Below are 20,620 nucleotides of genomic sequence, written 5' to 3'. Positions count from 1 at the left end.
CTGTTGCAAAACAAACGGTAAAGCAGCAAAAATGAAATCAAAAGTAGACTATCCAAAAGCGGGGCTGATCCGAAGGTTATCGGCACTCATATATGACGGGCTTGTTATCGCTGCCATTGAAATGATGGCTGCAGGCATAATTATTGCGGTTCTGGAAGCTTTGGTTGCTGCCGGACTAATGAACTATGCACCCTATTCAGATGCCAGTGACCTCCTTACTAAACACCCAATATTCAGCCATGTTTTTACCTTATATCTTGGTGCTATCTGGGTAGGGTTCCTTGTCTATTTCTGGACCAAAGCAGGTCAAACCGTAGGTATGAGAGCCTGGAGATTAAGGGTTCAAAAGTTGGATGGTACAACTATCACACCTACTCAGGCTCTAATACGTGTAGGAACCTCAGGCTTCGGGCTGGCGAATCTCACTGTGCCAATCGATCCTAAAAAGAGGGGATTTAATGATATGTGGGCTAAAACTGAGGTTGTCGTTCTACCAAACTAAATCAGCAAACCATATATGGAAAGAAGGGAAAGCTCTGCGCTTTCCCTTCTTCGTTTTATAGCTTCCGCCTCAACAGCATAAGTGCCACCATCAGGAATAATATACTTGGGGCTATCGCGCCGATATATGGTGGTATTTTATATACCAGACTAAGTGGTCCAAAGAACTCACTGGATATATAAAAAGTAAATCCAGCGATAACACCCGACAGTATTCGGGCCCCCATAGTTACACTACGTAGTGGTCCAAATACAAATGAAAGCGCCATTAGCATCATAACGGCAACTGAGAGCGGCTGAGTAAGCTTTCTCCAGAAGGCTAGCTCGTAACGAGATGCATCCTGCTCTGAAGCTTTAAGGTAATTTACATAATCATAAAGACCGCTCAATGCGAGCTCTTCAGGTTTTACAGTAACAACAGCCAGCTTGTCGGGCGCTAGTGATGTAGTCCAGTCGTAGGTATCGTAAGTTGCCTTTGACACCTCTACTTCGTTCTCCATATCGGTGATCTGGACATTGTTCATTTGCCATCGGTTATCACTGATATAGTCTGCTTTTTCTGCGTAAATCACCTGACTAAGCTTTTTATTGTCATCGAATCGCCAAAGGTTAATACCTGTCAGCTCATCGTCATCAACTCTTCCTATAAATATAAAATCACTGGCATCACGCGCCCACACACCACTTCGCACTGAAACAATCTGTCCCCCAGAGATAGAGAACGCTCTCAGTTCACGAGCCATTTTTTGTGCCTGTGGCGCTCCCCACTGACCTAATGCCATAACAATAAGCATTAAAGGAACCGCTGTTTTTAGCACAGAAAGACCGATATCAACTTTAGAGTAGCCTGCCGCTTGCATTACCGTTAGCTCAGAACTTGCAGCAAGCATACCTAATCCCATTAGTGCACCAAGCAGTGCTGCCATAGGGAAAAACATTTCGATATCACGAGGGATAGATAGAAGCACAAAATAGAGAGCATGCAACAGATCATAAGTACCACGCCCTACTTTCCGAAGCTGTTCAACATACTTGATGATGCCAGAGAGTCCGACAAGTGTAACGAGCACAAGTGAACTGGTAGCGATAATGGTTCTGCCAATATAGAGATCCAGAATTTTAAACATGCTTTACGCTACCTTCTTATTTACTTTTCTTTGTCTGAATCTGTCTTTGAACTTACGTACCGGAATACTATCCAAAGAGTTCATAATAATGCCCGATAGCAGAAGCGCAGTATTAATCGGCCACATTCCAATGTGTGGCGGTATCGAACCGTCCTCCATCGCCGATTTCATCGCACTGAGGGACAAGAAGTAGGCCAGATAAAGCAATATTGCCGGCCCCATCTTAGCAAAGCGCCCTTGACGGGGGTTAACCGCTGAAAGTGGTACCACCAACATGGTTAGCATTGGTATACAGATAATCAAAGAAATACGCCAGTGCAACTCGGCATTCGCTTTAATATCCGGATTACCAATGAGATCAAGGGTAGGCAGTGCTTCCCAGTCACGACCTTTTCTCTTCACTTCTCGCTGACCAATTAAAGCGTCATACTCATCAAAATGAGTAATCATATAATCAACGCGCGATGGAACCCCCTCATATCGAGAGCCATCCAGAAGTGTCAGCACCTGACGCCCATCAGACATCTCTTTTACAACCCCGCTTTTTGAAAGCGCGACACTAGGAAGTAAAGAGTCTCTCGGCACTATTTGAGCAATAAATACACTGTCGAGAGTTTTGTCCTCAACATCATCAATAAATACTACAGCAGTACCATCAGGCGTACTCTGAAATTGTCCTTTTTGTAACAACTCAACACTGTTGTCGGAAGCAACTTCTTCCATAAGCTGCGCTTCTTTGTCCTGCGCCCACGGGGCTAACCACAAAGAATTAAAAGCCGCCACGGATGCAGTGATAATTGCAAGATAAAGAGCAGCCTGGATAAGAAACTTATTTCCTATACCAGTGGCGTTCATTACCGTTATCTCACTTTCAGCATACAAACGGCCAAAAGTGACCAAAATTCCGATATACAAGCTGAGTGGCAACATTAACAACCCCATTGCAGGCATATTCAAGCCAACAATTGAAAGAATGAGGCTAGCAGGTATATCACCATCCGAAGCGTCAGCAAGAACACTGATGAATTTCTGACTAATAAATATCAGAAAGAGCACAAAAAATATGGCGAACTGGCTCTTAATTGTCTCGCGGGTCAAATATCTGACAATAATCACGCTAAAAGTACCTATACAAAACTTGTTTTTTTAGTCTAATCACTATAATTTCTCGATGAACCTTTCATTTTATTAATTTTTCGACTAAATGTTAGACAATAGGTTCAGAGCATTTTCTAGAATTCTACGTATTTAATTCTGATTATCTAACATTTAGTTCTATTTGTCTTCACGATGTAGGAGTACGCATGGAGTTTAGTGTAAAAAGTGGCAGTCCGGAGAAGCAGCGCAGTGCATGTATTGTCGTTGGTGTATTTGAACCACGTCGCCTATCTCCAGTGGCGGAACAGTTAGATAAAATTAGTGATGGCTATATAAGCTCACTACTACGCCGCGGTGATTTAGAAGGCAAGCCAGGTCAGATGCTGCTATTACATCAGGTACCAGGAGTCCTATCTGAGAGGGTATTGCTGGTTGGGTGTGGTAAAGAGCGTGAACTTGGTGAACGCCAATACAAAGAGATTATTCAAAAAACCATCAGTACGTTGAACGAAACAGGTTCAATGGAAGCGGTATGTTTCCTTACTGAGCTACACGTTAAAGGCCGCGACACCTACTGGAAAGTACGGCAGGCTGTAGAGTCCACTAAAGATGGACTGTACACTTTCGACCAATTTAAGAGCAATAAGCCTGAAACGCGCCGCCCTCTTCGAAAACTGGTGTTTAATGTTCCGACTCGTCGAGAACTTAACCTTGGTGAAAAAGCTATTACCCATGGACTAGCGGTTGCTTCCGGTGTTCGTGCCTCAAAAGATCTGGGCAACATGCCACCAAACGTTGCAAACCCTGCATATCTTGCTTCTCAAGCCCGTCGCCTTGCTGATGATTTCGAAACAGTAACAACCAAGATCATCGGTGAAGAAGAGATGGAAAAACTGGGCATGACTTCTTATCTTGCCGTAGGTCGTGGTTCTAAAAATGAATCCATGATGTCGGTGATGGAATACAAAGGAAATCCAGATCCCGAAGCTAAACCCATAGTTCTTGTAGGTAAAGGGCTAACATTCGATTCAGGCGGTATCTCACTTAAGCCGGGCGAAGGCATGGATGAGATGAAATATGACATGTGTGGTGCAGCTTCTGTGTTCGGCACTATGAAAGCACTAGCAAAACTAAACCTGCCAATTAATGTTGTCGCTATTCTTGCTGGTTGTGAAAACATGCCAGGAAGCAACGCATACCGCCCGGGTGACATCCTGACTACTATGTCAGGTCAAACTGTAGAGGTTTTAAATACCGATGCTGAAGGCCGTCTGGTTCTTTGTGATGCTCTAACCTATGTTGAACGCTACGAACCAGAGTGTGTTGTTGACGTAGCAACTCTGACTGGTGCATGTGTTATTGCCCTTGGCCACCATATCAGCGGTTTGGTATCCAACCATAACCCACTTGCCCATGAACTTGTAAATGCCTCTGAGCAAGCTGGCGACCGTGCATGGCGCTTACCGATGGCTGATGAGTATCAGGAACAACTGGAAAGCCCGTTTGCTGATATGCAGAACATCGGTGGCCGTCCAGGTGGAACTATTACCGCAGGTTGCTTCTTATCCCGCTTTGCGAAGAAGTATCACTGGGCTCACGTTGACATTGCAGGAACAGCATGGAAATCTGGTAAAGCAAAAGGCTCAACAGGTCGCCCTGTTTCTATGCTGGTTCAGTTCCTGCTGAATCGCAGTGGTCAGGAAATAGAAGAGTAAAAGTTAAATTAACTGTTATTCCTGCGCAGGCAGAAATAGTCTCGTTCCCACGGTCCTCCGTGGGAATGCATACCCTAGGTTAAATTGAACGCATACGCGCTAGTTCGACTACGATATGCGTTACCACGCAAGAGCGTGGGAACGAGTTAAGTATCACGCTATGCCTACCGCTACCTTTTACATCATCCAACCCGAATCACCCCAAAGCACCAGCGATGGATTTGAAGAATACGTGCTATTTCTGATAAAGCACTTTGTCTCTCAGGGGGCAAAGCTCTATTTGAATACCGCGGATAAACAAGAAGCAGAAAAATGGGACGACAAGTTGTGGCAGCTATCAGGAGATAGCTTCCTTCCTCACAATCTTGTAAGTGAAGGACCTAAGAACGGGACTCAGCTAGAAATTGGCTACAACAAGTTAAAGCCAAGCTGGAATCGCCAGATCATAATAAATTTGTCTAAAGATGAGACAATCTTTGCCCGAACCTCTGCACAAGTGGTAGACTTCGTGCCTTGCGATGAAAAAGCGAAGCAACTGGCTCGTGAAAGGTATAAACTATACCGTCAGGCTGGTTTTCAGATGCAAACCATCGATATTGAACACCAAATTTAATACTAACCGTATAGGTAACGTCCTTCTCCTCACTTAAGAGAAAGAAGAGGAAATTTACCTATACGGTTTATCTAGTTTAAAAATCAACGAAAAGTATCCATTAAGAACGCTATGGAAAAGACATATAACCCACAATCAATTGAGCAATCTCTATACCAAAACTGGGAAGAGAAAGGCTACTTCAAGCCACACGGTGACACCTCTAAAGAATCATACAGCATCATGATCCCGCCACCGAACGTCACAGGTAGCCTGCACATGGGTCACGCATTCCAGGACACTATCATGGATACGCTGATTCGTTGTGAGCGAATGAAGGGCAAAAACACCCTTTGGCAGGTTGGTACTGACCACGCTGGTATCGCAACTCAGATGGTTGTTGAGCGTAAGATTGCTGCCGAAGAAGGCAAAACCAAGCACGACTACGGACGTGACGCTTTCATCGACAAAATCTGGGAATGGAAAGGTCAATCTGGCGGCACAATCACTCAGCAGCTTCGTCGCCTTGGCGCATCTGTAGACTGGGAGCGTGAGCGCTTCACTATGGATGACGGCCTTTCTGACGCAGTTAAAGAAGTTTTCGTTCGACTGTTCGAAGAAGATCTTATCTACCGTGGTAAGCGCCTGGTTAACTGGGATCCAAAACTTCACACGGCGATCTCTGATCTAGAAGTTGAAAACAAAGACAAAAAAGGCCACATGTGGCACTTCCGCTACCCTCTTGCTGATGGAGCAAAAACTGCGGAAGGTAAAGACTACATTATCGTAGCAACCACTCGCCCTGAAACCATGCTTGGCGATACCGGTGTTGCGGTAAACCCTGAAGATCCACGTTACAAAGATCTTATCGGTAAAGAAATTATTCTTCCTATCGTTGATCGTCGCATCCCTATCGTGGGTGACGAACACGCGGATATGGAGAAAGGTACTGGTTGTGTGAAGATCACTCCCGCACATGACTTCAACGACTACGAAGTTGGTAAGCGCCACCAGCTACCGATGATCAATATCCTGACGTTCAACGGTGAAATTCTTGACGCAGCAGAAGTTTATAACACCAACGGTGAAGTATCTGATGTTTACGGCACAGAGCTTCCTGCGAAATACCACGGCGTTGAGCGTTTCGCTGCACGTAAACTGGTTGTTGCTGAGTTTGAAGAACTTGGCCTTCTGGACGAAATCAAAGATCACGACCTAACAGTTCCTTACGGTGACCGTGGTGGTGTGGTTATCGAGCCAATGCTAACTGACCAGTGGTATGTACGCGCAGCTCCACTAGCAGAAACAGCAACCAAAGCGGTTGAAGATGGCGAAATTCAGTTCGTTCCTAAGCAGTACGAGAACATGTACTTCTCTTGGATGCGTGACATTCAGGACTGGTGTATCTCTCGTCAGCTTTGGTGGGGCCACCGTATCCCGGCATGGTACGACAATGACGGCAATGTTTATGTAGGTCGCACTGAAAAAGAAGTTCGTGAAAAGAACAACCTTGCTCCTGTCGTGGTTCTTCGTCAGGACGATGACGTACTGGATACCTGGTTCTCATCTGCACTTTGGACTTTCTCTACTCAGGGTTGGCCAGCAGATACTGAAGATATGAAGGTATTCCACCCTTCTGATGTTCTGGTTACTGGTTTTGACATCATCTTCTTCTGGGTTGCTCGCATGATCATGATGACCATGCACTTCATCAAAGATGAAAACGGCAAACCGCAGGTTCCGTTTAAAACGGTTTACGTTACAGGTCTTATCCGTGATGAGAACGGTGATAAGATGTCTAAGTCTAAGGGTAACGTACTTGACCCAATCGACATGATCGATGGTATCGATCTTGAGTCACTGGTTGAGAAGCGCACTGGTAACATGATGCAGCCTCAACTAGCGAAGAAGATCGAGAAAAACACTCGTAAGACATTTGAAAACGGCATCGAAGCGTATGGTACTGACGCACTTCGTTTCACTCTTGCTGCTATGGCATCTACAGGTCGTGACATCAACTGGGATATGAAGCGTCTGGAAGGTTACCGTAACTTCTGTAACAAGCTATGGAACGCAAGTCGTTACGTACTGATGAACACAGAAGAACAGGATTGTGGCCTTCATGGCGGTGATATGGAATTCTCACTAGCTGATAAGTGGATCGAATCTCAGTTCCAGATTGCAGCGAAAGAGTTTAACGCACATATCGACAACTACCGTCTGGATATGGCAGCTAACACCATCTATGAGTTCATCTGGAACCAATTCTGTGACTGGTACCTTGAGCTGACTAAGCCCGTACTTTGGAAAGGCAACGAAGCACAGCAACGTGCAACTCGCCATACTCTGATTACTGTACTTGAGAAGACGCTACGCCTAGCGCATCCGGTAATTCCTTACATCACAGAGTCTATCTGGCAGAGTGTTAAAGGCCTTGCTGGTGTTGAAGGTGAAACCATTATGACGCAGGCACTGCCTCAGTTTGATGAAGCAGCTTACGACGAAGCGGTTGTTGCTGATATCGAGTGGGTGAAAGGCTTTATCTCAAGTATCCGTAACCTGCGCGCAGAATACGACATCAACCCAGGTAAACCTCTTGAAGTAATGCTGAAAGCAACAGATGAAGCAGATGCAGCTCGCCTTGAAGCGAACAAGCAGGTTCTGATTTCTCTGGCTAAGCTGGAAAGCGTACGTGTTCTTGCAGCGGACGAAGAAACACCAGCATGTGCAACGGCACTGGTTGGTAAGTCTGAGCTGATGATTCCAATGGCTGGCCTTATCGATAAAGATGCAGAACTTGCTCGCCTGGAAGGAGAAGTGAAGAAGACGCACGGTGAAATCAAGCGTATCGAAGGCAAGCTAAGCAACGAAGGTTTTGTAGCGAAAGCTCCAGAAGCTGTTGTTGCGAAAGAACGCGAGAAGCTCGAAGGTTACAAAGAGACTCTGACTAAGCTAGAAGAGCAAAAAGCGACTATTGCAGCTCTGTAACCCTTCAATGAAATAACAGTAATGAGGCCTGGTGAAAACCAGGCCTTTTTCTTTTCTACAAATAGCAGTGAAATTTTTTTTCCTTGTCTCAGGTCTGAATAGAAGTAAGCAACAGTGGAAGTTCCAAATAATTGAACAGAGTAAGATCTTTATAAATCTTTGCTAATCAATATTAGATACAGGCCGATAACAGTGATAGTATTTTTCAACTGAATATCACAAGGACTATTTCGGTTTATGCCACAAGAGAATCACGAACAACGACGCCAGTTTTACAGGTTACGTTACCCAAGGAATGACAGACCTGTTATTACACTGATGGACAAGAAATATCATGTCTGTGAGATCTCTGAGCAAGGGCTGAGAATCGTATTTCTTAGTCATACTCCTGTAGCTATTGGCTTAACTGTATCTGGAAATATTACGTTTCATGACAATGAAAAGATCCTTATAGAAGGTGACATTCTAAGACAAGACGACCTGGAAGTGATTATCAAACTCAGTAAGGGCGTTTCATTTAAACGTATGACCGTAGAACAGCTGTACTTACGTAAAAAATATCCCAAGGTTTATGCTAGAAAGAAAAAAGCGACTAAGAGTTAAAGCGTTATTTCCTGAGCAACCCGGTGACATTTATTTGTAATCAAGCTGTCACCATCTTCTCATTTAACTGACGCTTATTTGCAACTTAAACTTCATAGCATACCTTGAAATCATTACGTGAATATTGAGGTAGCAAGCTATGGAAAGTGTCAGTCCATTTCGCCTTCCAAGGAAAACACCATTTGGTATCGGAGAGTCATTCGCAGAATGGGCAACCGGTCTTAGTACACTAGACAAGTTTTATGCTCAACGTCCTGCTGGCTGTAATACCCAGGAGTTTCTTCGCTTTACTCTGGAAATACTGGGGATTGATTATCAGGTGATGCACGGTTCACTCAACTCCATTCCGGAAAAAGGAGCTACCGTCGTTGTAGCAAACCACCCTCTTGGATGTGTTGAAGGTGTTATTCTGGCAGAGATACTGCTTTCGGTAAGAAGTGACATTCAAGTACTGGCTAATCAATACCTGAAAACAGTTCCCGAGCTGGATAAATTATTTATTGGTGTGGATGTCTTCGAAACCCAAGATGCAACCAGAGCAAATATGCGAGCACTCAGAGCTGCAAATAAGCACCTTGCTGATGGTGGTTTATTACTTATGTTTCCGGCTGGAGAAGTATCTCAACTGGTCGATAGAAAGGCAAAAAAACTGGAAGATAAAGAGTGGAGCCGCTCAGTTAGTTCCTTGATACGTAAAAATAAAGCGGTAACCGTGCCTATGTTTATCAATGGCATGAACTCACAAAACTTCTATATGGCAGGTAAAATCCATCCTCTGCTGCGAACACTGATGCTTGGTCGCGAGTTGCTCAACAAAAAACAAGATACGATTTCCATCGCTATTGGTGATGCAATTAAGTACAAAGAAGTGAATAACCTGGATGACAAAAGCCTGGTTAATTACCTTCGCTTAAATACTTATCTTCTAAATAGAAGCGCTTACCCGTCAGCCCAAACTATGCATAACAATGAAAACGCAGAGCCTGTTGCTGACGCGCTCCCAGTAGATGCAATATTGGCGGATATTGACGCACTACCAGAGCAAGCACACCTACTGTCTAGCGCAGACTTTGATGTTTACTGCACCACAGCAGACAAAATACCAGCTTTAATGCACGAGATAGGCCGCCTGCGCGAAATAAATTTCCGTAAAGTAGGCGAAGGTACAGGGCTTGCGTTAGATATTGACGAGTTCGACAACTATTATCTTCACTTGTTTGTCTGGGATAGAGAGAATCAAAAGCTAGTTGGCGCTTATCGCCTTGGACTGGTCGATAAGATCATGGAGTCTCAGAAACTGGATGGCCTTTATTCAAGAACCTTGTTCAATTATGACCAACGCTTTCTAAACAAAATGAATAACGGTCAAGCTATAGAAATGGGACGCTCTGTGATTGGTGAAGAGTACCAACGTAGCATGAGTGCGCTTCTCCTGCTTTGGAAAGGTATTGCGACCTTTGTTCATCGTAATCCAAGTTACACTCACCTCTTTGGCCCGGTGAGTATAAGCAACGACTATAGCCATGAAGCACGTCAGCTTCTGGCTGAAACCATGACGCTACATCATTACGATGTAGAAAGTGCTAAGTGTGTAACTGCATCCAATCCACTTAAGAGTAAGCCATCTTCATGGAATACCAGCTTACTTACCGCGCTTGGTGATCTTCAGTTGCTTTCCCGGGTTATAGGACGCGTAGATATAGGAAAAGGGGTGCCGGTACTGTTAAGACAATATCTTGGCTTAAACGGTAAACTGGTGTGCTTTAATGTTGATCCTGCGTTCAACGACGCACTAGACGGGTTGATTGTGGTTGACTTACGTAAGGTTCGTCAAAAGACATTAGGTCGCTATATGGGTTCAGAAGAGAGTGTTGATTACCTTTCCCGCCACGAAGTTGTAGAAAGATAAATTCAAAATACAGCAAAGCCCGCCAAAAAAGCGGGCTTTATTCACTCTGCCGAGTCTAAAACTGGTGCAGATGGGGAGACTTGAACTCCCACGGCCGTGAGGCCACTAGCACCTGAAGCTAGCGTGTCTACCAATTCCACCACATCTGCCTGTAAATCAGATAATCCGCTTCGTTGTCAGATATTTAAAGCGAATTTAATCTGATTTGTGAGCTCAAGTTGAAATCCGTTTGTTAAGTGGTCATAAAGGGGACTATTACCCCCCTCAATCATTACTCAACCGTCACCGCTTTAGCCAGGTTACGTGGCTGGTCTACGTCAGTACCTTTGATTAAAGCTACATGGTAAGCAAGTAGCTGTGTTGGTACTGTGTAGAAGATAGGTGCGATAATTTCACTCACCGGAGGCATCTTGATCACTTTCATGTTTTCATCGCTTTCAAAGCCTGCATTTTCACCAGCGAATACATATAGCAGACCGCCGCGTGCACGTACTTCTTCAACGTTCGACTTCAGCTTCTCAAGCAGGTCATTGGTTGGCGCAATAACCACAACTGGCATATCTGCATCAATCAGAGCCAAAGGTCCATGCTTAAGTTCACCAGCTGCGTAAGCTTCCGCATGGATGTAAGAAATCTCTTTCATCTTAAGCGCTGCTTCCATTGCGATTGGATAGTACTCACCGCGACCAAGGAACATAGCGTGCTGCTTGTCAGCAAAGTCTTCAGCCAGCGTTTCAATCTCTTTGTCATATGCCAGAGCGCTTTCCATATAAACAGGAAGAGCATGGATCTCTTTTACGATTTCTGCTTCTTTGGCTGCATCTACACGCCCCTGATGTTTACCGATAGCGGTAACAAGCATCAGCATTGCTGTTAGCTGAGTAGTAAATGCCTTTGTTGATGCCACGCCGATCTCTGTACCAGCACGGGTCATAAACGCGATATCAGACTCGCGCACCATCGAAGAACCAGATACGTTACAGATAGTCATTGCAGACATGTAACCTTTCTCTTTTGCGATTCGAAGTGCAGCTAGAGTATCGGCGGTTTCACCAGACTGAGAAAGAGTGATAAGTAAGCTATTCGGGCGAGTTACAAAGTTACGGTAACGGAACTCAGAAGCGATTTCCACATCACAGCTTACGCCTGCAATATCTTCAAACCAGTAGCGAGCAGCCATACCTGAGTTGTAAGAAGTACCACAAGCGATGATCTGTACGTGCTCAACCTTAGACAGAATCTCTACCGCATTTACACCAATGCTTTCAGTAATAACGCTATCATTGGTTACTCTGCCTTCCATAACATTCTTCATAGAAGTAGGTTGCTCAAAGATCTCTTTCTGCATAAAGTGGCGGTAACCAGCTTTTGTACCAGCATCAAGCTCAACCGTTGATTCAATAATCTCACGCTCTACAGGTTTACCATTTACATCAAGGATATTTACTTCACGGCGAGTAATTTCAGCCACATCACCTTCTTCAAGGTAGCTAAAGCGGCGAGTTACGCTTAGAAGAGCAAGTTGGTCAGAAGCCAGGAAGTTTTCTCCGACACCGTAACCCACAACAATCGGGCTACCAGAACGCGCAACAACTAGGCGCTCAGGATCTTTACGATCAACAATTACTGTACCGTATGCACCTTCAAGCTGGGCTGCTGTTTTATGCAGAGCTTCGATAAGAGTATCTGAGGTACGGTATTCCCACTCCACTAAGTGAGCGATGACTTCTGTATCCGTCTCTGATTCAAATACATAACCGCGCGCTTTCAATACTTCACGCAGCTCTTCGTAGTTTTCGATAATACCGTTGTGTACAACCGCGATGTCACCAGACATATGAGGATGAGCGTTTGCTTCGGATGGTTCACCGTGAGTTGCCCAGCGTGTATGAGCGATGCCTGTACCGCCAATTACGTTTGCAGCTTCAACAGCGTCAGCCAATTCCTGAACCTTACCAAGACGACGTACACGAGTCAGATTGCTCTCTGCATCCACTACAGCAACACCCGCAGAGTCATATCCACGATATTCAAGGCGGCGAAGGCCCTCAACCAAAATTTCAGCCACATCACGTTGTGCTACCGCACCTACGATTCCACACATAGGAATGTCTCCATTTTATTTTTTGTTTCTTTCCTGCGTCGCAAGCAGAACGTTATGACAGGAAAGTAAATTAACGATACTTGTTTTTAATTTGACGCTCGCAGTACGCGAACACCATGAGATTCAATTTGTACTTTTTGTTCGTCTGGAAGCATTGCATCCGTAACCAGGATGTCGATCTTCTCCCAGGACAATTCTAAATTTGGTATTTTTCTTCCAACTTTGTCGGATTCAATCATAACGATGACCTCACGAGACACCTCCGCCATCACATTACTCAGGCCTGTCATCTCGTTGAACGTTGTAGTACCTCGCGCAATATCCACACCATCAGCACCAACAAATAGCTGGTCAAAATCGTAGGAACGCAAAACAGATTCCGCCACCTGCCCCTGAAAAGAGTCTGAACGGTTATCCCACGTCCCACCAGTCATAAGCAACGTCGGCTCATTTTCTAATTCTTTCAATGCATTAGCGACATACAATGAATTAGTCATCACTACAAGGCCATGCTTGTCATTCATTCTCGGAATCAGGGCACCTGTTGTACTTCCGCTGTCGATCACAATGCGATTATGGTCCTTAATTAGCTCTGCTGCACATTTCGAAATTTTAATCTTTCGTTCCGAAACCTGCAAAGACAGACCTTCAGTCACTACTTCTTTCGGAATAGAGATAGCACCACCATATCTTCTTAATAGTAGACCATTGGATTCAAGAGACGCGAGATCTTTTCTGATTGTCACTTCTGAGGTATCGAAACGCTGAGCAAGTTCTTCAACGCTGATTTCGCCTAGCTCGTCAACGAGCTTTGAAATCATATGCCGACGCAATTGTGTATTTCTTTTAGTCATTAAATCGAAAGTTATAAGTTACGAATCGAAAGAATTATATTCACTTCGTAACCTAGATGTCTATTTTTTTGATGCAAAAATTAAATATTTTGAGCAAAAACCTTGTCCTAAAACAATTCTGAGAAGTGATCTTGGTCAGATTCAGTGTTAGAATTCGCGCCGAAAAGAAAAAAAATTACAGAATTAGTCGTTATTTTTTTGCAATCTTTCACTGATAACATTGAAAGTGTTGTACTTGTATTTGAGATGTAAACCGCACATCCAGCCATTGTGAAACTGGGTCTGCCGTATTAATTGATATAAATTCAGGAAGTTGCCTCCTCAGGTAGCGAACAGAAAGTGAACTAAAAAATGTTGTCATTTTCTTTCTTATGTACTTACTCCTGAATGAACTAAATTTAAAACTGTAACTATACTTACCGGAGAGTATTTTCCATGAAAAAGACCAAAATCGTATGTACGATTGGCCCTAAAACAGAATCTGTTGAGAAGCTACGTGAACTAGTAAATGCAGGCATGAACGTAATGCGCCTGAACTTCTCACACGGTGACTTTGAAGAGCATGGTACTCGTATTGCTAACTTCCGCACTATCATTGCAGAACAGCAAAAAGAGCTAGCTATCCTTCTTGATACTAAGGGTCCAGAAATCCGTACTATCAAGCTAGAAAACGGCGATGACGTTGATCTAGTAGCTGGTCAAGAATTCACTTTCACAACAGATGCTTCTGTTGTAGGTAACAAAGACATCGTTGCTGTAACTTACACTGGTTTTGCTGCTGACCTAACAGCTGGTAACACTATCCTTGTAGATGACGGCCTAATCGAAATGGAAGTTATCTCTACTTCTGAAACTGAAGTTAAGTGTAAAGTTCTTAACAACGGTGCACTAGGCGAAAATAAAGGTGTTAACCTTCCAGGCGTATCTGTACAGCTTCCAGCTCTTTCTGAGAAAGACAAAGCTGACCTTAAATTCGGTTGTGAGCAAGGCGTTGACTTCGTTGCTGCATCTTTCATCCGTAAAGCGGCTGACGTTAAAGAAATCCGTGAGCTACTAGACGCGAACGGCGGTTCTGACATCCACATCATCTCTAAGATCGAAAACCAGGAAGGCGTTGATAACTTCGACGAAATCCTAGAGCTTTCTGACGGTATCATGGTTGCTCGTGGTGACCTAGGTGTTGAAATCCCGGCTGAAGAAGTAATCTTCGCTCAGAAGATGATGATCGAGAAGTGTAACCGTGCACGTAAGATGGTTATCACTGCAACTCAGATGCTTGACTCTATGATCAAGAACCCACGCCCAACTCGTGCAGAAGCTGGTGACGTTGCGAACGCAATCATGGACGGTACTGATGCAGTAATGCTTTCTGGTGAAACTGCTAAAGGTAAGTACCCTGTTGAAGCTGTAACTATCATGGCTCAAATCGCTAACCGTACTGATTCAGCTCTTAAAGCTGAGCTAGGTGACCGTCTGGACAGCCCACGTCTACGTATCACTGAAGCAGTATGTAAAGGTGCTGTAGATACTTCCGAGAAACTAGCTGCTCCACTAATCGTTGTTGCAACTGAAGGTGGTAAGTCTGCGCGTTCTATCCGTAAGTACTTCCCAACTGCAAACATTCTGGCTCTTACTTCTAACCAGAAGACTGCAGCTCAGCTTGCACTAACTAAGGGTGTTCGCCCAATCGTTGTTGAAGAGTTCGCTAACACTGACGCATTCTACACAAGCGGTAAAGAGCTAGCTCTTGAAACTGGTCTTGGTAAGAAAGGCGATATCGTAGTAATGGTATCTGGTGCTCTAGTTGCTTCTGGTACAACTAACACTGCATCTGTACACGTACTATAAGACGTCGTATTTCAGATACTGAAAGGAGAGCCTCGGCTCTCCTTTTTTATTTTCTGTTTGACTCAGACTTCTATCATGGGTTTACCGTGTATACCTGATGGAATTCCCTAGTTCCCACGCTCCTGCGTGGGAATTCATATCTGAGTTAAACTATTCCCTTTAGCACAGAACTAGATGCTGAAATTAGTCAGTACGTAGATAAATGAAAGCTAGGTAGGCATTACCACGCAGAGCGTGGGAACGAGTTTGCATTCGGTGACTCCCCCACCAAATTAGACCTTAGTCTAATTCGCAGACAGCTCACTTCGTTCAAGCGGTTGAATTTCAGATATAAAAAATCGGAGCATTTGCTCCGATTTTTCCTTACCATCCAAAGAATTCTTTATGATGTGTATTGAGTAGTAATACCATTGGCAAAAAGTAAATTGCAGAAAGTTTGATACCAAGTATTACTAGACTTCCGACGGTAAGCCTCACTAGAGATTGCGTTAACATACAATAGCCCCATGTACCCAGACAGTATGATTTCCTTAATAAAGCACGGAATACCGCGACTCGTCCTAGATAAGCTAACTGGGAGTTGTTTATAAAACACTCAGTTTACTCATTTGCAATTATAGCTCAAGCACAAAATGAGGTTATACTTTAGTCTAATGATGTTTTTTTAGGCGGTTGCAGAGACATTTGTGCTGTAGAAGGAGAAGGTTTTATTTATCTCCAATGACTTATAGCGCAGAAAAAAGGGACTGTACCGTCCCTTTTTTTAGTATCTCATTTGAACAGCTAAAGTTTACGCTTTCAATGCTCTGTCACCACGGACAATTCCAACTACTCCACTTCGGGCAACTTCAATCACATCCGTGATGTCTGAAATAGAAGTAATGAACGCATCCAGTTTGCCACTGCTACCAGTAAGCTGAATGGTATAGAGCGATGATGTCACATCAACAATTTGACCACGGAAGATATCAGATAAACGTTTCACTTCTTCGCGAGCCTGCCCACCAGCTTTTACTTTAACAAGCATCAGTTCACGTTCAATATGTTGATGCTCTGTGACTTCCTGAACTTTAAGAATATCGACCAACTTGTTCAGTTGCTTCTCAATCTGTTCCAAAACCATGTCATCACTATCGGTTGTAATATTCAGACGAGAAAGCGTCTCATCATCCGTTGGTGAAACTGTCAAAGACTCGATGTTATAACCACGCTGAGAAAACAGACCTACAACGCGGGAAAGAGAGCCTGGCTGGTTTTCTAATAATAGGGAAATAATATGTCTCATTAGGTTCTCTCCGTTTTGCTTAGCCACATTTTATCCATACCCTCGCCCTTAATCTGCATTGGGTATACGTGCTCGGTCTCATCCACATTGATATCGACAAACACTAGTTTATCTTTCATGCTCAACGCTTTCTCAAGACCAGATTCCAGCTCATCTTTTGAAGAGATGCGAATTCCAACATGGCCATATGCTTCTGCAATAGCGGCAAAGTCTGGAACGGAGTCCATATAAGAATGAGAGTGGCGACCTTGATAAATCATATCCTGCCACTGCTTAACCATCCCAAGGAAACGGTTGTTCAGGTTGATGATCTTAACCGGAATATCGTACTGCATTGCAGTAGAAAGCTCCTGAATGTTCATCTGGATACTTCCGTCACCAGTAACTACAACCACTTCTTCCTGAGGCATCGCAAACTTAATGCCCATAGCGGCTGGAAGGCCAAAGCCCATGGTTCCAAGGCCACCAGAGTTGATCCAGCGACGCGGCTTATCAAACGGATAGTAATGTGCAGCAAACATCTGGTGCTGACCAACATCCGAAGCAACGTAAGCGTCTCCGTTAGTTAGCTTGTACAGAGTTTCAATAACCTGCTGAGGTTTAATTCTGTCCGATGACGTGTCGTAACTCAGGCACTTACGTTCCTGCCATACATTAATCTCTTTCCACCACTGCTCAATCGCATCATGGTCATTAGTGCTATTTTGCTCTTCAAGCAGCTTTAACATCGCATCCAGTACAACTTCCGCAGAGCCGACAATTGGTAGATCAGCACGAATAGTTTTGGAAATAGAAGACGGGTCGATATCGATATGCATAATTTTCGCATTCGGACAGTATTTTTCTACGTTGTTTGTTGTTCTGTCATCAAATCGAACGCCGATACCAAATATCAGGTCAGCATTATGCATCGCCATGTTTGCTTCGTATGTACCATGCATGCCAAGCATACCGAGATTATTCTTGTGGGTTCCTGGGAAAGCACCCAGGCCCATAAGGGTATTTATTACCGGGATATTCAGTTTCTCAGCTAAGGATAGGATCTGCTCGTGACACTCTGAGATAATTGCGCCACCACCAATGTATAGCACTGGTTTTTTTGCTTCAAGAAGCGCCTTCAGTCCTTTCTTAATCTGGCCTTTGTGGCCTGATGTTGTCGGGTTATATGAACGCATCTTGATAGATTCTGGGTATTCATATGGAAACTTAACTAATGGGTTAAGCATATCCTTAGGAAGATCGACTACAACTGGTCCTGGGCGACCTGTTGAGGCAAGGTAAAATGCCTTTTTAATGATTTCTGGAATAGTCTGAGGATCGGTTACCAAAAAGCTGTGTTTTACTACAGGGCGAGAGATGCCCACCATATCACATTCCTGAAATGCATCATTACCGATCAGTGTTCCCGGCACCTGACCAGATAGCACAACCATAGGAGCAGAGTCCATGTAAGCAGTTGCAATGCCTGTTATCGCATTGGTTGCGCCCGGTCCTGATGTTACAAGAACGACACCAGTTTGACCTGTTGCACGAGCGTAGCCATCGGCCATATGCACAGCAGCCTGCTCATGACGAACTAATACGTGTTCAATATCGCTTTTTTCATGAAGAGCATCATAGATGTCTAGAACTGAGCCACCTGGGTAGCCAAAGATGTGTTCAACGCCTTCGTCGATCAAAGAGCGTACAACCATATCCGCGCCGGATAACATTTCCATTGAGTTGTCTCCTTAATACGCACAATACAGCTCCAATAGGCCTGATGAGGCACGTTACCTGTAACCTGTAACCTGTAACCTATTTTTCCGATTGTCGTATTTCATGTTAGGGCTTATTCGTAGCCTAAAAAATACCGCTATAAAGCAGGAACAGAGGTACAGCTTAAACGTGTTCTAATAGCGATATGTTCATGACAAACGCAAGGGATACCCTTGCGTTTTCACTCTAATTTCCAGCTTTACAGAAGCTAAATCAAGGGGGAATCCAAAAAAACATGAATCTCTTTAGGCTGAACTTTATACAGACAAATGTTCTGATTATTATCATAGGTTTAGATTAAAGGAATTATTGGCTGGATTTTTCACTAAAAAAAGCCCACTAATCCAAAGGGATTAATGGGCTTATGATCTCATTTTTAGAGTCGGCTACTTATCGCTTTTCTTTTCTGAGTACATTTCTTCAATCTCATCTTCGTAGCGTTCTTGAATCACTTTACGACGAAGTTTCTGAGTCGGCGTTAGCTCACCTTTGTCCATTGAGAATGCTTTTGGTAGCAAAGTGAACTTCTTCACCTGCTCAAACTTAGCCAAATCTTTTTGCAGTTCAGCCACACGCTTATCAAGCATCTCTACGATCTGACTATGCTTTAAAAGCTCTAAACGATCATGATACTTGATGTTTAGCTCTTTGGCGTACTCTTCCAGCGCTTCGTAGCTAGGAACAATCAAAGCAGAAACAAACTTACGCGTATCCGCTATGACAGCAATTTGCTCAATAAAGTGATCTTTACCAATCGCGCCCTCTACCACCTGAGGAGCAATATACTTACCACCAGATGTTTTCATAAGCTCTTTAATGCGATCGGTAATAAACAGGTTACCATCTGCGTCGAACTCACCCGCATCACCTGTTTTAAGGAAACCTTGTTCGTCAAAGGTTTTAGCTGTTTCTTCAGGCATTTTATAGTAGCCGCGCATCACCATCGGACCACGAACTAAAATCTCGTTGTCAGCGCCAATTTTAACTTCTGCTCCAGGGATTAGTGTACCGATAGAGTCAGGATTAAAAACATTGTCTCTCCAGCAAGAAACTGTCGCGGTTGTCTCTGTCATGCCGTAGCCAAGTTTAACATTGATACCAATAGCATGAAAAAAACGTCCAATTGTGGCATCCAGTTTCGCACCACCACATGGCATGAAGTTGATTCTGCCACCGAGAAGGTCACGCAACTTCTTTAAAACAACCTTATCTGCAAACTTGTAGCTTCTTTTAAGAAGCCATGAAGGCTCACGCCCCTCTTGCTTACATGCTGCAACTCTCGCGCCCATATTTACCGCCCAGGTAAATACAAGCTTTCTCTGAACTGGCGCTCGTTGAACCTTCTCGTGAATGGCTGAGAAGATTTTTTCGTAGAAACGAGGCACTGCACACATTACTGTTGGTTTTATTTCACCAAGTGCATCTCTCACCTGCATGGTGTCTTGTAGGTAGCAGTTAGTAGCGCCTTTATAAAGAACATAAAAAGTCCATGCTCTTTCATATACATGAGATAGCGGAAGGAAAGCCAGAGAAACATCATCAGGCGTTACTGTCATGCTCTTATCGTGGCTATCGCACTGAAACCCCATATTACGATAATCAAGCATAACGCCCTTCGGCTGCCCCGTAGTGCCAGACGTATATATCAGCGTAAACAAGTCATCCATATCAGCACCGCTTAGGCGCTCATTTAGCTGTTCCTGATATTCCTGCATACCTTTGGCAATAAATGCGCTCCAGGAAATCGCTGCCGGGTGTTCTTTTAGATCGATGTCATCAGACATAGCAACGATCAGCTCAAGCTTTTCACATTGTTCGAACGTACTTATCGCTGCATCAAACTGAGGCTGTTCGCCCACGAACAGTACTTTTACATCGGCATTTTGTGTAATGTAAGCCGCCTGATCAGCGGTATTGGTTGGATAAATAGGAACGGTGATACAACGGATCTGCAATGCACCTACATCGGCAATCGTCCACCGGGGCATATTGTTCGAGAATATGCCGATCTTGTCCTGTACTTTCAATCCCTGAGCCAAAAGTGCTAGCGACAGTGCGTCTAGCTTCTCACCAAATTGCTTCCAGCTAATGCTCTTCCATGCATTATTTACTTTATGACGAAGTGCTGTACGTTCACCACCTCGTGCAACCTGGTCCCTGATTCTTGTTACTATATGAAAATCTAAATTGGCCATCTTTCTACCTGTGGCTTACACATGTAAGCTAATTCGGCGTACA

Annotated in this window: 14 protein-coding genes and 1 tRNA gene; 7 read left to right on the top strand and 8 right to left on the bottom strand. The window is 44.1% G+C overall.

The window, feature by feature from the left end:
- Positions 1-31 precede the first annotated feature (31 nt).
- Entirely contained in the window at positions 32-502 is a 471-nt protein-coding gene (locus P7F88_RS13715) for an RDD family protein (RefSeq protein ID WP_277825571.1), read from the top strand.
- Positions 503-557: 55 nt separating this feature from the next.
- Here P7F88_RS13715 and lptG read toward each other — a convergent pair whose 3' ends face one another.
- Positions 558-1,628, bottom strand: a complete 1,071-nt coding sequence (gene lptG, locus P7F88_RS13710) for an LPS export ABC transporter permease LptG (protein ID WP_277825569.1) — start codon at positions 1,626-1,628, stop codon at positions 558-560.
- Positions 1,629-1,631: 3 nt separating this feature from the next.
- Positions 1,632-2,744: an LPS export ABC transporter permease LptF gene (gene lptF, locus P7F88_RS13705; protein WP_277825567.1), complete on the bottom strand. Its 1,113-nt coding sequence runs from the start codon at positions 2,742-2,744 to the stop codon at positions 1,632-1,634.
- 188 nt (positions 2,745-2,932) lie between these two features.
- Between lptF and pepA the strand changes: the two genes are divergently transcribed.
- The 5 genes from pepA to P7F88_RS13680 all read left to right on the top strand — a co-directional run bounded on the left by pepA (position 2,933) and on the right by P7F88_RS13680 (position 10,533).
- Positions 2,933-4,441, top strand: coding sequence for a leucyl aminopeptidase (gene pepA / locus P7F88_RS13700; RefSeq protein WP_277825565.1), 1,509 nt, complete (start codon positions 2,933-2,935; stop codon positions 4,439-4,441).
- A gap of 160 nt (positions 4,442-4,601) precedes the next feature.
- Entirely contained in the window at positions 4,602-5,054 is a 453-nt protein-coding gene (locus P7F88_RS13695; protein ID WP_277825784.1) for a DNA polymerase III subunit chi, read from the top strand.
- Between the two features lie 111 nt (positions 5,055-5,165).
- On the top strand, positions 5,166-8,021 hold the full coding sequence (locus tag P7F88_RS13690; RefSeq protein ID WP_277825563.1) for a valine--tRNA ligase: 2,856 nt from the start codon (positions 5,166-5,168) through the stop codon (positions 8,019-8,021).
- A 237-nt stretch (positions 8,022-8,258) separates the two neighbouring features.
- Positions 8,259-8,624, top strand: coding sequence for a PilZ domain-containing protein (locus P7F88_RS13685; RefSeq protein WP_277825562.1), 366 nt, complete (start codon positions 8,259-8,261; stop codon positions 8,622-8,624).
- Between the two features lie 139 nt (positions 8,625-8,763).
- On the top strand, positions 8,764-10,533 hold the full coding sequence (locus tag P7F88_RS13680; protein ID WP_277825560.1) for a lysophospholipid acyltransferase family protein: 1,770 nt from the start codon (positions 8,764-8,766) through the stop codon (positions 10,531-10,533).
- Positions 10,534-10,595: 62 nt separating this feature from the next.
- Here the strand turns inward: P7F88_RS13680 and P7F88_RS13675 are convergent.
- The 3 genes from P7F88_RS13675 to P7F88_RS13665 all read right to left on the bottom strand — a co-directional run bounded on the left by P7F88_RS13675 (position 10,596) and on the right by P7F88_RS13665 (position 13,491).
- Positions 10,596-10,682: transfer RNA gene (locus tag P7F88_RS13675), tRNA-Leu, on the bottom strand.
- A 122-nt stretch (positions 10,683-10,804) separates the two neighbouring features.
- A complete protein-coding gene (glmS, locus tag P7F88_RS13670; protein ID WP_277825558.1) occupies positions 10,805-12,637 on the bottom strand; it encodes a glutamine--fructose-6-phosphate transaminase (isomerizing) in 1,833 nt (610 codons plus the stop codon).
- Positions 12,638-12,723: 86 nt separating this feature from the next.
- The gene (locus tag P7F88_RS13665) at positions 12,724-13,491 is read right to left on the bottom strand and encodes a DeoR/GlpR family DNA-binding transcription regulator (protein WP_277825556.1); all 768 of its coding nucleotides are present in this window, start codon (positions 13,489-13,491) and stop codon (positions 12,724-12,726) included.
- Positions 13,492-13,926: 435 nt separating this feature from the next.
- Here P7F88_RS13665 and pykF point away from each other — a divergent pair, with 435 nt between their 5' ends.
- On the top strand, positions 13,927-15,339 hold the full coding sequence (pykF, locus tag P7F88_RS13660; RefSeq protein WP_277825554.1) for a pyruvate kinase PykF: 1,413 nt from the start codon (positions 13,927-13,929) through the stop codon (positions 15,337-15,339).
- Between the two features lie 790 nt (positions 15,340-16,129).
- Here the strand turns inward: pykF and ilvN are convergent.
- The 3 genes from ilvN to P7F88_RS13645 form a co-directional block, all read right to left on the bottom strand.
- On the bottom strand, positions 16,130-16,624 hold the full coding sequence (gene ilvN, locus P7F88_RS13655; protein ID WP_277825551.1) for an acetolactate synthase small subunit: 495 nt from the start codon (positions 16,622-16,624) through the stop codon (positions 16,130-16,132).
- Complete coding sequence (locus P7F88_RS13650) at positions 16,624-18,342, bottom strand: acetolactate synthase 3 large subunit (protein ID WP_277825549.1); 1,719 nt, start codon at positions 18,340-18,342, stop codon at positions 16,624-16,626. Before P7F88_RS13650 ends, ilvN begins: the two co-directional genes overlap by 1 nt.
- Before the next feature lie 426 nt (positions 18,343-18,768).
- A complete protein-coding gene (locus tag P7F88_RS13645; RefSeq protein ID WP_277825547.1) occupies positions 18,769-20,577 on the bottom strand; it encodes an AMP-dependent synthetase/ligase in 1,809 nt (602 codons plus the stop codon).
- Positions 20,578-20,620 lie beyond the last annotated feature (43 nt).

This window comes from Vibrio hannami, from assembly GCF_029589055.1.
GTDB classification, from domain to species: Bacteria; Pseudomonadota; Gammaproteobacteria; order Enterobacterales; family Vibrionaceae; genus Vibrio; species Vibrio hannami.
Note: the sequence above shows the minus strand (reverse complement) of the source record. Positions and strands in the feature narration are given on the sequence as shown.

What these genes read in the sequence shown, in the direction of transcription:
- pykF (WP_277825554.1), top strand. Translation starts at nt 13,927, where the DNA reads ATGAAAAAGACCAAAATCGTATGTACGATTGGCCCTAAAACAGAATCT.
- P7F88_RS13690 (WP_277825563.1), top strand. Translation starts at nt 5,166, where the DNA reads ATGGAAAAGACATATAACCCACAATCAATTGAGCAATCTCTATACCAA.
- pepA (WP_277825565.1), top strand. Translation starts at nt 2,933, where the DNA reads ATGGAGTTTAGTGTAAAAAGTGGCAGTCCGGAGAAGCAGCGCAGTGCA.
- P7F88_RS13695 (WP_277825784.1), top strand. Translation starts at nt 4,602, where the DNA reads ATGCCTACCGCTACCTTTTACATCATCCAACCCGAATCACCCCAAAGC.
- P7F88_RS13685 (WP_277825562.1), top strand. Translation starts at nt 8,259, where the DNA reads ATGCCACAAGAGAATCACGAACAACGACGCCAGTTTTACAGGTTACGT.
- P7F88_RS13645 (WP_277825547.1), bottom strand. Translation starts at nt 20,577, where the DNA reads ATGGCCAATTTAGATTTTCATATAGTAACAAGAATCAGGGACCAGGTT.
- P7F88_RS13650 (WP_277825549.1), bottom strand. Translation starts at nt 18,342, where the DNA reads ATGGAAATGTTATCCGGCGCGGATATGGTTGTACGCTCTTTGATCGAC.
- P7F88_RS13665 (WP_277825556.1), bottom strand. Translation starts at nt 13,491, where the DNA reads ATGACTAAAAGAAATACACAATTGCGTCGGCATATGATTTCAAAGCTC.
- P7F88_RS13715 (WP_277825571.1), top strand. Translation starts at nt 32, where the DNA reads ATGAAATCAAAAGTAGACTATCCAAAAGCGGGGCTGATCCGAAGGTTA.
- lptG (WP_277825569.1), bottom strand. Translation starts at nt 1,628, where the DNA reads ATGTTTAAAATTCTGGATCTCTATATTGGCAGAACCATTATCGCTACC.
- glmS (WP_277825558.1), bottom strand. Translation starts at nt 12,637, where the DNA reads ATGTGTGGAATCGTAGGTGCGGTAGCACAACGTGATGTGGCTGAAATT.
- ilvN (WP_277825551.1), bottom strand. Translation starts at nt 16,624, where the DNA reads ATGAGACATATTATTTCCCTATTATTAGAAAACCAGCCAGGCTCTCTT.
- P7F88_RS13680 (WP_277825560.1), top strand. Translation starts at nt 8,764, where the DNA reads ATGGAAAGTGTCAGTCCATTTCGCCTTCCAAGGAAAACACCATTTGGT.